At 67.3% G+C, this 12972-nt stretch carries 10 protein-coding genes; 3 read left to right on the top strand and 7 right to left on the bottom strand.

Translation table 11 applies throughout. The features are described 5' to 3' along the window. The first annotated feature begins 2 nt into the window (after window positions 1-2). Window positions 3-665 (top strand): preprotein translocase subunit SecA, encoded by a 663-nt coding sequence (locus tag VT03_RS15845; RefSeq protein WP_075093872.1) that lies wholly within the window; start codon window positions 3-5, stop codon window positions 663-665. A gap of 54 nt (window positions 666-719) precedes the next feature. Here VT03_RS15845 and VT03_RS15850 read toward each other — a convergent pair whose 3' ends face one another. The 3 genes from VT03_RS15850 to VT03_RS15860 form a co-directional block, all read right to left on the bottom strand. Further along, window positions 720-1439, bottom strand: coding sequence for a lysophospholipid acyltransferase family protein (locus VT03_RS15850; protein ID WP_075093873.1), 720 nt, complete (start codon window positions 1437-1439; stop codon window positions 720-722). Between the two features lie 145 nt (window positions 1440-1584). Continuing rightward, complete coding sequence (gene glgP / locus VT03_RS15855; RefSeq protein WP_075093874.1) at window positions 1585-3747, bottom strand: alpha-glucan family phosphorylase; 2163 nt, start codon at window positions 3745-3747, stop codon at window positions 1585-1587. A 270-nt stretch (window positions 3748-4017) separates the two neighbouring features. Then, window positions 4018-4299 carry a hypothetical protein gene (locus VT03_RS15860; RefSeq protein WP_075093875.1) on the bottom strand — a complete coding sequence of 94 codons (282 nt, stop codon included), beginning with the start codon at window positions 4297-4299 and terminating at the stop codon, window positions 4018-4020. A 305-nt stretch (window positions 4300-4604) separates the two neighbouring features. Between VT03_RS15860 and VT03_RS15865 the strand changes: the two genes are divergently transcribed. Then, complete coding sequence (locus tag VT03_RS15865) at window positions 4605-5759, top strand: hypothetical protein (protein ID WP_156514538.1); 1155 nt, start codon at window positions 4605-4607, stop codon at window positions 5757-5759. Window positions 5760-6103: 344 nt separating this feature from the next. Here the strand turns inward: VT03_RS15865 and VT03_RS15870 are convergent, their stop codons facing one another. The 4 genes from VT03_RS15870 to VT03_RS15885 form a co-directional block, all read right to left on the bottom strand. Continuing rightward, window positions 6104-8005, bottom strand: a complete 1902-nt coding sequence (locus VT03_RS15870) for a hypothetical protein (RefSeq protein ID WP_075093877.1) — start codon at window positions 8003-8005, stop codon at window positions 6104-6106. A gap of 581 nt (window positions 8006-8586) precedes the next feature. Further along, complete coding sequence (locus tag VT03_RS15875; protein WP_075093878.1) at window positions 8587-9279, bottom strand: ATP-binding protein; 693 nt, start codon at window positions 9277-9279, stop codon at window positions 8587-8589. Further along, window positions 9276-10226 carry a cobalamin-binding protein gene (locus VT03_RS15880; RefSeq protein WP_075093879.1) on the bottom strand — a complete coding sequence of 317 codons (951 nt, stop codon included), beginning with the start codon at window positions 10224-10226 and terminating at the stop codon, window positions 9276-9278. The genes VT03_RS15875 and VT03_RS15880 overlap by 4 nt, the downstream gene beginning before the upstream one ends. Before the next feature lie 74 nt (window positions 10227-10300). Next, window positions 10301-10909 (bottom strand): DUF6580 family putative transport protein, encoded by a 609-nt coding sequence (locus tag VT03_RS15885; RefSeq protein WP_156514539.1) that lies wholly within the window; start codon window positions 10907-10909, stop codon window positions 10301-10303. Window positions 10910-11154: 245 nt separating this feature from the next. Here VT03_RS15885 and VT03_RS15890 point away from each other — a divergent pair, with 245 nt between their 5' ends. Then, window positions 11155-12756: a serine hydrolase domain-containing protein gene (locus VT03_RS15890; RefSeq protein WP_075093880.1), complete on the top strand. Its 1602-nt coding sequence runs from the start codon at window positions 11155-11157 to the stop codon at window positions 12754-12756. Window positions 12757-12972: the final 216 nt, after the last annotated feature.

The raw sequence follows: 12972 nt of genomic DNA on the forward strand, positions 1-12972 counted from the left end.
CGATGCGCTGGTGGAGCTGGCTGCTGGGAGGGAGTGCCGGGAAGAACGTCCCGCAGTCCGAGCAGATCTGGATGACCGGACGGGTCCGGGACGAGCAGGTCGTCGCGCGGCTGAAGGGGGCGGCCCCCGAGGCCCGCGTCATCTTGGTCGTCCACTTTCGCGAGGACTTCGACTCCCTGCAGGATCGTCTCGGGCGGGATCGCGTCGACTTGGAGGAGATCGAGCCCCGCTCCCCGGACCACTTCGAAGACCTGGTCCGCAGCCCGGGGCGGTACCTCGTCTACTCGGACGCCCTGAAGCCGCAGGGAGTGGCCTCCACCCGTCCGGTGGCCAACGCGCCGCTGGAGCTGCTGATGGTGTCGCGGCCGATGCGACATGCGGTTGACGAGCAGATCCTGGCCTTCGCTCGCGAACTCGCCTCGCCGGTTCATCTGCAGGTCTTCAGCTCGCTGGACGACCTGCTGGTCCGGGCCTTCTCCGGCGATCGTGTCCTCGAGTTGCTCAAGACGCTCGGGATGGCGGAGGAGGAGGCGATCGAGAGCGCGATGGTGACGCGGCAGATCCGGAAGGCTCAGAAGGCGTTCGAGAAGGAGTGCTCCGTCCCCGCCGACGTCCGTTCGCTCCGGGACTGGATCGATCGGAACGATCGCCTTCGGCCGTCGTGAGCCATCCCGCTGGCGCGAGATAAACGCGGAAACGATGGTCGCGAAGGAGCCGGCTCAGGCAGCGCGGCGGGTCTCGGTCGGCATCGCCGAGGCAGGCCACATCTCGACGTTCTCGCCGGCCGCCAGCCTCTGAGCGGCGGCGTTGACGCGGTCCATCTCGGCCTGGAGCGAGTCGCGGTGGACCGTCAGCTGGTCGCGGCTCAGGTTCGGCGGGACGGTGCGGGGCCAGCTTCCGACGACGTAGACGGTGCTGAAGGGACGCGGAATCGCGAGGTCGGTCCACTTGCCGGGGATCCGCCACATCTTCGACGCGGCGAACGCGTAGGGAATGATCGACCGTCCGGTCTGCGAGGCGAGAAACACGATCCCGTCCTTCACGACCCGCCGCGGGCCGCGGGGGCCGTCGGTCGCGATGCAGATGTGATGGCTCTTCGCATCGTCCATCATCTGCCGCAGGGCGGCTGCCCCGCCGTGGTGGCTCGAGCCGCGGACCGCCTTCATGCCGAGCGCTTCAACGATGTCGGACACGTAGGAGCCGTCGGCGTGGCGGCTCACGAGGGCTGCGCAGCAGGTCGTCGGTCCGCTGAAGATGGCCCCGACGATCTCGTCGTGCCAGATGCAGTAGAGGTAGTTGACACCCTTCGTGTCGGCAAACGGACTGATGTCCGGCACCGGGGTGACGAGCTTCTTGCGGGTCGTGGCGAAGATAGCCAGGAACACCAGCCGCAGGCACCAGGTCGCCATGCGGATCAGGAATCGACTGCGAATCTTCACGGCATCCCTTCCGGAAGGTTGAGGAAGTGGTCGAGGGACCAGGGTCTAGGGGCAAGAGAAAGGAGGCTGACGCGACCGGAGGTTCTTTGAAGCGACCGATCGCGATTCCTGTCCCTAGTCTCCAGTCCCTCGACCCTCGTACCCCCTAGGGCATCACCATCATCGCGCTCGACGTGCTGCCGGCGGCCGGCACATAGGTCTGCTGAACGTAGTCCATGACCATCCGGTCGGCGTTGAACCGCCAGCCGAGCGTCCGGACGGCGCGCTTCATCCGGGCGATCCATTCCAGCGGCAGGCCGTCCTGGTCGCGGCGGTAGTACATCGGGATCACGTCCTTCTGCAGGACCGTCATGAGCGACTCGGCGTCCCGCTCGTCCTGGATCTCGGAGTTGACGTGGATCAGGCCGTTGCCGATCCCGAACCCGTTGCGGCCGTCGAACGCCTCCGCCCACCAGCCGTCGAGGACCGACAGGTTGAGGCCCCCGTTGAGGACCACCTTCTGGCCGCTGGTTCCCGAGGCTTCCAGCGGACGCCGCGGGTTGTTGAGCCACACGTCGACCCCCTGGACGAGGTGCCGGGCGAGGTTGATGTCGTAGTCCTCGAGGAACACGACGCGGCCGGCAAAACGGGCGTCGTGCGCCAGGTTGTGGATCCGCTTCAGGATCTCCTTGCCGTGGTTGTCGGCCGGGTGGGCTTTCCCCGCGAAGACGAACTGCACCGGCTGCTCGGCGTCGGCGATGATCTGCGCGAGTTGCTCGAGGTCCCGCAGGATCAGGTCGGCCCGCTTGTAGGGGGCGAACCGCCGGGCGAAGCCGATCAGGAGATGCTGCGGATCGAGGATCTGCTGGAGCTTGGCGATCTCTTTGGCGGTCGCCTTGTGCCGCTCCGCCTGCCGGACGAGCCGCAGCCGGGCGTGGTTGATCAGGCGGTTCTTGAGCGCCTCGTGGGTCTCCCAGATTTCCCCGGCCGAGAGGGATTCGATCCCGGCCCAGACCTCCGGGGTCCCGCTCTTGACGTGCCAGTTCAGGGGCAGGACGCGGTCGTACAGGACCCGCATCTGCGGGGCGAGCCACGTGTTGACGTGGACGCCGTTCGTGATGTGGCCGATCGGAATCTCTTCTTCGCTCCGCCACGGCCAGAGGTTCCGCCACATCCGGCGGCTGACGACGCCGTGGAGGTTCGAGACCGCGTTCGCCCGCCGCGACGTCTTGAACGCCAGGACGGTCATGCAGAACGGCTCGCCGTGGTTGTGGGGATCGACCCGCCCCATCCCCATGATGCCGTCGTGATTGAGTCCGAGCTCATCGGCGGTCGGCCCGAGGTGTTCGCCGATCAGGCCGCCGTCGAAGCGGTCGTGTCCGGCTTCGACGGGAGTGTGGGTCGTGAAGACTCCCATCGCCGCGACTTCGCGGAGGGCGGCGGAGAAGTCGAGGCCGTCGTTCCGGACCCGCATGCGAATCAGTTCCAGCGATGCGAAGGCGGAGTGCCCTTCGTTCATGTGGAACACGCGGGGATGGATCCCGAGGGCGTCGAGCGCCTTGACCCCGCCGATCCCGAGGAGCATCTCCTGGCGGATGCGGGTCCGCTGGTCGCCGCCGTACAGGCGGGCAGTCAGGCGGCGATCCTCTTCCTTGTTCTCGGGGACGTTCGAGTCGAGGAGGTACAGCGGAATCCGTCCGACGTTGACCGTCCAGACGCGGGCGAAGATCGGTCCGCTGCGGGTCGGGACCGAGATCAGGAGTTTCGATCCGTCGGGAGCGAGGGTCTCGGAGATCGGCAGGTCCTGGGGCTGCGCGAGGTTGTAGGCCTCCTGCTGCCAGCCTTCGGGGCTGATCGTCTGGCTGAAGTAGCCTTCGTAGTAGAAGAGGCCGACGGCGACGAGCGGCACGCCGAGGTCCGAAGCGCTCTTGAGATGGTCCCCCGCCAGGAGACCGAGGCCGCCGGAGTAGATCCGCAGCGATTCGTGGAGACCGAACTCGGCCGAGAAGTAGGCGGCCGGCCGGTGCCCGAGGACGCCGGTGTGGGTCGAGGCCCACGTATCGTCCGAGGTCATGTACTCCCGCCAGCGGCGGTACGCCTCGTGGATGCGGGCGTGGAGGACTTCTTCGCGGGCGCGGATCTCGAGCTCGTCGGGACCGTACTCCTTCAGGAGCAGGATCGGGTTGTGCTGCAGCATCGACCAGCTGACGGGGTCGATTTCGCGGAAGACCGAGACGACCTCCGGTTGCCAGCTCCACCACAGATTGCGGGCGAGTTCGGAGAGCTTTTCGTGGATCGTCTTCTGCGTGCTGAGCTTCTTGATGGGCATGTTCGCCTGGTCCTTCCGTGACCCGGAGCGCAACCGCGCGACCCCATTCCGCAAATGAGCCAAGCCGCGCGATACCGGGAGCGGGAGCCGGTTCGGTCCCCCCGCGGGGCGGGATAATAGGCAGTTTGGCCGCCGGGGGTCGAGACTACCCCGATTCGCGGGAAATTCGCAATTCCCCGCGCGGGTTGATGTTCGGCGGGGACCGGGCTGCCGGCTGGTGGTCCGCCGGCGGTCAGGAAGCGGCTCCGGGGCGCGGACCGGAGTCCCGTGTCAGCGGGGGGCGGCGTCGAGGCCGGGGCAGAGAAGCATCGGAAAACTGGTCGGGGAGAGCTCCGCCTCCGCGGAGGCGCCGGCCTGTGTCAGGGCGTCGACCAGCCGGGTTGCGACCGCTTCCTCGACCCCCGCGACGAGCAGGCAGGGGACGTGCGCGGCAACGTAGTCGGCCAGTTCCCACGCGGCGGTCGGCGGACAGGTAACCATGTGCGAGAGGGCCGGGAGCCAGTCTCCGGGCTGTTCCGGAAGCGAATGAATGCGGACCTGGAAGCGTGACATGGGATCCTCCGGAGGTGAATCAGATGCTGTTTCCCGATGCGAGGGCTGACGCCGCCCCTTCAGGAGCGCGGGACGGCCGCGGTCGGACGAGTCCTCTGAGCGAATTCTACGCCGTTTCGCCGCGGCGTAAGCGTCGTGAGGCCAGGAGGATCGGCTTCGAAAAAAACTCCGGTTGACCTAATCCGCCCGGCGCAGACAATCCGGCAGTTTCTGCCGTGGGCGGGGAGTCTTCCCGTCCGGACGGCGGAATCGGCCGAATGCTCACCGGTCCCCGGTGGGTTCCGTCCCGCGGACAAGGATGTCCTGTGAATACTGCCACTCTGATTTTCACCTGGCTCATGGCGGCGACTCCGGTCGTTCCGGAGCAAGGTCATTCGTTCGCGATCGCTCCGGCTGCTTCGGTCTTTGCCGCCGCTCTCGAAACGTCGGATGAGACGATCATCCGCGGCCAGAGCCCGACGTACCCGCCGGCCGGTGCTCCGATGGGCCAGCCGGTCCCCTCGTATGGGCAGCCGATGCCGGGCTACGGTCAGCCGATGATGGGAGCGCCGGGAGCGGCCCCGTTCTCGAACGATCCCTGGCTGCAGCAGAATCCGTACGGCGGTTCCCCCGTCTATCCCTCGCCGCAGTCCGCCCCGATGTACAGCTACGGGGCCAACGGTCCCGCGCCCGTGCAGTACGGGATGCAGGAGCGGATCGACTTCACCTACATGCCGAGTGAAGGGACGAGCGGCGTGGGGACGATGGGGATCTTCGCCATCGACCTGGAGAAGGAGTTCGCTCACCAGCTCGGTGGCGGCTGGTCGTTCGGAGCGCTCCCGCACATCGGGATCCGGTCCTGGGACGGTCCGACGAACGGTGGGAACTCATCGCTGCCGGGATCGGCGTATTCGTTCGGCGTGGGGATGAAGCTGCACTCGCCGGAAGTGAACCGGTGGAGTGTGGAGTTCGGGTTCGATCCGACGATCGCGACGGACTTCAAGTCCGGTCTGGAGAGCGAGGCGTTCCTGTTCGACGGGTACGGCGTGGCGTTCTGGCGGGCGAGTCCGCAGTTCATGGTCGCCCTCGGGGTCGCTTACTGGGACCGGGTCGACAACATCATCCTGCCGTATGCCGGGGTGGTTTATACGCCGAACGACCTGTGGGAGTTCCGGCTGCTCTTCCCGAAGCCGCGGGTGAGCTACTTCCTGGGGACGCCGAACGGTGTGGCGACGTGGGCTTATGTCGGAGCCGAGTATCACGTGGAGGCGTACCAGGTGGACGCTTTTCCGGGGGCCCGGGTGGACCGTGTGCAGATTCAGGACTGGCGGGTCGTGGGTGGTTTGCGGTTCGAGGCGGGTTGGCTGACCAGCTATATCGAGGCGGGCTGGGTATTTGACCGGAATGTCGACTTTGAGAAGGTCGGCACGGACTTCAGCATCAACAATGGCTTTATTACGCGTGTCGGGCTGCGGTTCTAAAGAGCCGGGTCCAGGGGAACCCTGGTGGGGAGTGCAGAGGGGCAACGCCCCTTTGCCCGCCGGAGGCCTGACCGTCGAGGGATGTCTGAAGGAGGGCGTGTCCAAACGCGGACACCGTGTCGTATGCCCCCTCACCAACCCGCGGGGATTGCGACGCGAGCGGTGAGGATTGAGGGAGTCCTCATCGCTGGTACCACAAAGGGGACATCCGTTGTGTACCACGGTTCCTCACGGAAGTGCCTCCGGCGGCAAGGGGGCGTGGCCCCCTTGACCCCAAGCTGCCGTCGCACGTTGGGTTTGAGCGAGCAGAGCCGTGCCGGCAAGTGCGCTGGTTGAGCAACTCACTAGCGCGGCGGCGGCGGGACCTCCGGCTCCGGCTTCGAAGCCTTCTCCTCCGGCGCACCAAACGACTCAATAAACGGCAGTCCAAAACTCTTCTGCGTCCCCTTACTCGTATCACTCGTCAACCACTGCATCGCGTAAACGACCTTCCCCACCAGGATGTCCCGGCGAACCATCACCCGCCCATCCTTCAGGTTCATCATCGTCACCCGCCCCGGATGCCCGTTCCAGTTCGCCGGATCGGTGTCGACGATCTTCCCCTGGAACGAGTCCGGCAACGACCCGTCCAGCCCCTCAAAGAACCCCTTCGGATCCCCCTCGATATTGTCGTCGAACTTCAGAATGTGGACCGAGTACAGCGCCGAGGGAGTCTGAGTGTCGAGGCGGTACAGGATGTGCCCCCCCTCGTCGACCGACCGCGTCGGATCGCCGGGCATCGAGAAACGAAGGCCATCCTCCACCGATGAAACGACCTTCCAACCCTTCGCCGGGACACCGGCCGGAGCGGACGTCGTCGTCGGAGCTGCCTCGAACGGCTTCGATGACAGACCGACGAAATGCGCCTTCAGTCCGATGAACTGGAGCTTGTGCGTCACCGCCTGCGTCCCGGCCGAACCCTTCACAAGGTGCGTGACGCTCAGGAACTCCCCCTTCTTGTTCGCGTCCAGCTCCACGGCGGCCGCCTCCAGGGTGATCGCGGCGTCCCTTCCGACCCCCTGCAGCAGGTAGTCGAACACACCCTGGAACGCCTCCCGCCCGATCGACTGCTGGATCTCGGGATGGATCATGGCAAAGGCGTCGTCCCCCTGCTTCGCCAGGACGCTGCGGATCATCTGCTGGCACGGGACGGAGTAGAACTCGGCAAACCGCTTGAGAACCCCGTCGCTGTTTTCCTGAAGGTCCAGGAAGAGCCGGTCGTTGAGCTGGTCGACCTGCGGCGATTCGAACGAGAACGAGCTGATCGCTCCGCGGGTCAGACCGACCCGCAGCGTCAGTTTCCCGCGGGCGCACTGGACCGGAACACTCGCCGTCACCGTGCCGTCGACTTCCGACGACTCGATCCCCTTCCCCCGCGGCAGCGCGATCTTTCCGTGGCTGCGGGCGATGTGCTCAAGCGTGTACCGCAGCATCGGCTCGTCGACGAGCCCCCGCAGCTCCGGCAGGAACCCGGCATACATTGCCGTCGAACTCTTTCCGTTCACCGCCTCCACGACCGTCGTGACGGCGGAATCGATCGTCAGCGGCGCCGACGGCGGCGCAGGAGCGGGGGCGGGCGCCGGGACCGGAGCGGGCGGCGAGCCCTCACTCACGGCGGTTACGGTGTCGAGGACCATCGCGGTCAGGAACTCGTCGGCCGGCACGCGGCGGTCGCCGTTCAAGTCGAAGGTCGTTCCGTCCGCCAGCTCCGTCCCGCTGAGCCGGCCATCCTCGTTCTGATCGAGGGCCTTGAAACGGCGGACCGCTTCCTCGCGGAGTTCGTCGACGTTGAGCTTCTTGAGGTCCCCCCGCTGCTGCCGGAGGCCGGCGAGGAACTCCTCCAGCGGCACCCGCTTGTCGCCGTTGAGATCGGTGAACTCGTAGCCGCTCAGCTCCGTCCCGGAGAGGCGTCCATCCTCATTGCCATCGCGGACCGTGAACAGCGCCTGATCGACCCGATCCAGCCGGCGGCGATGCTCGGCCACGGCGGTGTCGAACTCCGAACGGCTGATCTCGCCATCTCCGTCGGCGTCGAGCGGTTTGACGAGGGCCGCTTCCTTGCCGCTGAGGACCTCATCCTCGTTGGCGTCGAGATGCCGGAAGAGGTCCTGGGCGGCGGCGGGGGCCGCCAGCAGCAGGAGAGCGGTCGCGGAGACCAGGGAGGAGCGACCGATCCACGCCGCACGCATCCGAAGCCGAAGGTTCATCACTCGGGTTCCAGGGGGAGGGAGGAACACGCGGCGGAAGATTCAGTCCCCGGCCGCACGGGAGTCGAGAACAGGGAGTCCAAGCCCGGCAGCCGTTGTCCCATCCGCGAGCCTCTCGCGTTGTACCCGCCGTGAATCGCATCGACAATCCGACCTTCCGGCGAACCGGGTCCAGGGGCACCCTGGTGGGGGATGCAAGGGGGCAACGCCCTCTTGCCCGCCGGAGGCCTGGCCGTCGGAAGATATCTGAAGGAGAGCGTATCCAGGCGCGGACAACGTGTCGGATGCCCCCTCACCAACCCGCGGGGATTGCAACGCGAGCGTTCTGGATTGGGGGAGTCCTCATGGCCGGTTCCACAAAGGGGACATCCGTTACTTACCACGGTTCCTCATGGAAGTGCCTCCGGCGGCAAGGGGGCGTGGCCCCCTTGACCCCAGGCTGCCGTCGCACATTGGGTGTGAGCTGACAGAGCCGCGCCGGCAAGCACGCGTTTAGACCACCATCCAGCGAATGCACCCCGGACCGACAGGCCGCTGCCGCTGAAGGCCGGAAGCAGTCTTGGGCGAAAGCCGTCCGGCGATCAGTCGGCGAGGATCGGCTCGGCAAAGACGAAGCCATCCCGCTCGGTCACCGCTCCCGTCCGGAGCGCCAGCGGGACCGGGTTGGCCTGATGCGGGCCGGACCAGCAGAACGTGTGAAACTCTCCCCGCTCGCCGCAGGGATCGACCGTCGGCGGCAGGTCGCGGAGCAGATTGGCGTCGAACGGCCGCCCGACGAACGCCGGATCGAGCTGCCGGGAGTCCACGCACGTCAGCGTCGCCCGAAGGCCGCCCTCGATCATCCGCCGCGCCAGATCCGCCGTCCCCTCCGGGCCGCACCAGATCGGAAAAAGCGGCTCCAGCCCCGTCCCGGCGAGCTGGCCGATTCGGTAGTCGCGGATTTCCTCGAGGAACAGGTCCCCGAAGGCAATGTGCGTCACGCCGTCGGCCACCGCCTCCCGGAACAGCTTCGACATCCGCGCCTCGTACTCTGCATTGGGACAGGGCCACGGGAGAAACACGGAACGCAGCGGCAATCCCGCGGCGGTCGCCTGCCGTTCGACGAGCGATCGCGGCACGCCGTGCATCGCGACCCGGTCCGTCGCCTCCGCGAACGTCGTGACCAGCCCCACGACTTCGACCTCCGGATCCTGCCGGAGGACGTGCAGCATCCACGCGCTGTCCTTGCCGCTGCTCCACGAGGCAAGCACCCGCCGGCCGGGCGAAGAACTCACGGGGCGCTCACAGTCCGGGCGTCCGCCGCTGCCGGGGCTCCGACCCGGAGCGCGGGGGTCAGGTGAGACGGGAGCGGGTGGATCTCGGGATGAAGCGTGTGGGCCAGGATCTCCAGGCTGTCGACGAGCCGCGGCCCCGGGCGGCTGAAGTAGGCCGAACCGTCGACGACATAGACCTCGCCGGACCGGACGCACCGCAGCGAGGACCAGCCGGGATAAGAGGTGAGGAGCGGAACGTCCTCGAGCGTCCGGTCGACGCCGAAGCCGCAGCAGGCAATGAACAGGACCTCCGGATCGGCCGCGACGATGTCGCTCCAGGCAGTCGTCCGCGACGGCTGCCCCTCGAGCCCCACCTGCTCGACGCCCCCCGCCAGCCGGACGAGCTCCGGACTCCAATGGCCGCAGCCGAACGGCGGATCGATCCACTCCAGCAGCACGACGCTCGGGCGCTGGGCAAGACCCTCGGACCGCCGCGCAACGGCCGCCACCCGCTCCTGGAGGCTCGCGACCTGCCGGGTGGCTTCGTCGGGACAGCCCGCCGCCTCGCCGACGAGCGTGATGCAGTCGAAGACCTCGCGGAGGCACATCGGCTCCAGGTTCACGACCCGCGGCTGGCCGGGGAGGGCGCAAGCGGCGGCCCGGACTTCTTCGTCCGCCACGGCGCAGACGTCGCACAGCGCCTGGGTCACGATCAGGTCGGGCCGGAGACGCTCCAGCACCGGCATGTCGAGCGAATAGAGCGCCTTCTGCGTCGCCAGCCGATCCCGGACGAGCGCGTCGATCTCGCCGCTCGCCGCGTCGTGCGGGATCAGGGTCCGGGTCACCTTGGGGAGCCCCGCCACGTCTACCGGGTAGTCGCACTCGTGTGTCACGCCGACGAGCTGCTCCCGCAGGCCGAGCAGGCAGACGATCTCGGTGGCGCTCGGAAGGAGAGAGACGATCCGCATGGCGAAGAGGCAACGGCTGGATTCGGACGTGCGATCGCCGGCGGTCCGCCGGACGCTGTCAGAACAACAGGGAATCAGGCGGCCGCAGGAGCGGCGGCGGCGGACGGCAGGGGACGGAGGACGGGAAAGCGTCCTTCGGCCAGCGACAACGCTCCGAAGAGCAGGCCGCTGAAGAACAGGTCCCCGGCGATCGTGTTCACGAAGTCCGGCAGACCGCGGAGATAACAGGTCGCGAGTCCGGCGGCAGTCGGCTCATAGAACGCCAGCCACGTCGCGAAGTTCGTGACGACGAAGAAGACCACCGAGCCGATCAGCGTCCCCCCGGCGATCCGGACGGGACCGGGCTTCGCTCCCAGACGCCGTCCGAGCCAGACGTTGAACAGGAAGCAGGCGTAGACCGGCAGCATCAGGAAGTGCAGGCCGACGAACAGGTCGCTGACGAACAACGCCGTCAGCGTGACCCCGAGCGCGGCGACCGGCGAAGCGAGCGTGGCGCCGCCGAAGAGCGCCACGGCTCCGATCGGCGTGACGTTCCGCGGATGCGGCAGGAGCCGGACGGCGACCGTCACGATCACGAGGACCGTCAGAAACGCGAACCGCTGCCAGTTCGGTCCCTCGGCGCGGGTCGGGGCCGAAACCGGGACAGAGGTGTCGGAACGGAGAGAGGAGACGTCGGAGCTCATGGGCGAACGGGCAGGGTGAGCCGGACCGGAACCGGTCGAAACAGGACGGACCGAACAGTACGGCATCCGGAACGGCCACGCCACCGGGATCGGAGTGGAGGGGGCACGGAAAGGGGGCGGTTGCAGGATTCGAGGCCGGGTGCGAGAGTGGCGTCCTAACCGCCCCTGTCGCACCACACTGTTGCATCAAGCTGTCACACCACACCGTCGCATCAAACTGTCGCCCCGCGCTCTCCGAGGTTGATATGCACGCCAGTCGTCGAGACTTCCTGAAGCAGTTCGGCCTGACCGCAACATCAATGGCCCTGGCCGGGATGCCCCTGCAGCTCTGGGGTGAGGAACGCGCGGTCGCCGGTCTGCTCCCCCGCTCGCAGCCCGAAGCGCAGGGGATCCAGTCGGCGGCTCTCCTGGCCTTTGTGAAGGCGATCGAAGCCGGGAAGCACAATCTCCACAGCGTCATGGTCGTGCGGCACGGACATGTCGTGGCTGAGGGGTGGTGGGCTCCCTATGCGCCGCAGCTCCGGCACACGCTGTACTCGCTGAGCAAGAGCTTCTGCTCGACGGCGGTCGGACTCGCCGCGGACGAGGGGAAGCTGCGGCTTGACGACAAGGTGACCTCCTTCTTCCCGAAGGAGCTCCCCGAGTCGGTCAGCCCGAACCTGGCGGCGATGCAGGTCAAGCACCTGCTCATGATGGGCTCCGGACACTCGGACGACTGTCTCTTCAGCGGCGGCTATTCCGTGGCGGCGAAGGACTGGGTCCGCTCGGCCCTCTCGCGGAAGGTCGATCACGAGCCGGGGACCTTCTTCCGATACAACAGCGGCGCCACGTTCCTGCTCTCGGCCATCGTCGAGACCGTGACCGGCGAACACCTCATCGACTACCTGAAGCCGCGGCTCTTCGCTCCGCTGGGGATCGAAGGGGCGGACTGGGAGACGAGCCCGACCGGGATCGCGACGGGGGGCTGGGGACTGCGGGTCCGGACGGAGGACATCGCCCGCTTCGGTCAGCTCTATCTCCAGAAGGGGATGTGGGACGGCAAGCGGCTGCTGTCGGAAGCCTGGGTCGGCGAGGCGACGAGCCGGCAGATCGACAACGCCATGGGCCAGGACGACGCCAAGAAGAACACGAGCGACTGGGCGCAGGGATACGGCTATCAGTTCTGGCGGTGCCGGAACGACGGCTACCGCGGCGACGGGGCGTTCGGCCAGTTCTGCGTCGTCCTGCCGGAGCAGGACGCGGTCGTAGCGATCACGAGCGAAACGGGGGACATGCAGGGTGTCCTCAATCTGTTCTGGGAGCACGTTCTGCCGGCCATGAAGTCCGCGCCGCTCGCCGCCGACGCTTCGTCGGCCGGGGCGCTGGCGGACAAGATGAAGTCGCTCGCTCTCCCGCTGCCCCCGGGGGAGAAGACCTCCCCGACCGCCGCGGCGGTGAGCGGCAAGTCGTTCGCGATCGCCGACAACCCGCTCGGGATCTCGAAGGTCTCGCTCAACTTTGAAGATGGCCGGTGCCGGTTCGCGATGACGGATGGCCAGGGTGAGCACAGGATCGACTGCGGCCTCGGCCAGTGGGCGCTGGGCCAGACCGACCTCCCGACGGTCCCGCTCAAGCTCGTCCCGACTGCGGTCCCGGGCGAGACGACGTCGAAGCTCGCCGCGGCCGGCGCGTGGTCGGACGAGAAGACGTTCGCGATGCAGTGGCGGTTTATCGAAACGGCCCACTACGACACGCTCACCTGCCGCTTCGACGGAGACGACGCGAAGTTCCAGTTCCGCCGCAGCCTCTCTGTGCTGAACCCGACGAGTATGGATTCGCGTCCGACGTTGTCGGGCCGCATCGCCTGAGAAGCCGCGCCGCCCGCCTCAAGGTCCTGCTCTTCCCACGCTCGAACCGGGCTCTCTCCGGCCCGTGTCGACGCGCCCGATCCCGTCGTGCAGCAGCCATGACGGGCGTCCCTTTGTGGTACCGGCGGTGACGACTCAATGCTCGCTTTGCAGTCCCCGCGGGTTGGTGAGGGGGCATCCGGCACGGGGGCCGCGCTTGGATACTCACTCCTTCAG

This window comes from Planctomyces sp. SH-PL14 (assembly GCF_001610835.1).
Classification (GTDB): Bacteria; Planctomycetota; Planctomycetia; order Planctomycetales; family Planctomycetaceae; genus Planctomyces_A.

Excerpts from the sequence above, each read along its gene's own strand:
- glgP (WP_075093874.1), bottom strand. The coding sequence starts at position 3,747 with ATGCCCATCAAGAAGCTCAGCACGCAGAAGACGATCCACGAAAAGCTC.
- VT03_RS15890 (WP_075093880.1), top strand. The coding sequence starts at position 11,155 with ATGCACGCCAGTCGTCGAGACTTCCTGAAGCAGTTCGGCCTGACCGCA.
- VT03_RS15870 (WP_075093877.1), bottom strand. The coding sequence starts at position 8,005 with ATGAACCTTCGGCTTCGGATGCGTGCGGCGTGGATCGGTCGCTCCTCC.
- VT03_RS15845 (WP_075093872.1), top strand. The coding sequence starts at position 3 with ATGCGCTGGTGGAGCTGGCTGCTGGGAGGGAGTGCCGGGAAGAACGTC.
- VT03_RS15860 (WP_075093875.1), bottom strand. The coding sequence starts at position 4,299 with ATGTCACGCTTCCAGGTCCGCATTCATTCGCTTCCGGAACAGCCCGGA.
- VT03_RS15880 (WP_075093879.1), bottom strand. The coding sequence starts at position 10,226 with ATGCGGATCGTCTCTCTCCTTCCGAGCGCCACCGAGATCGTCTGCCTG.
- VT03_RS15885 (WP_156514539.1), bottom strand. The coding sequence starts at position 10,909 with ATGAGCTCCGACGTCTCCTCTCTCCGTTCCGACACCTCTGTCCCGGTT.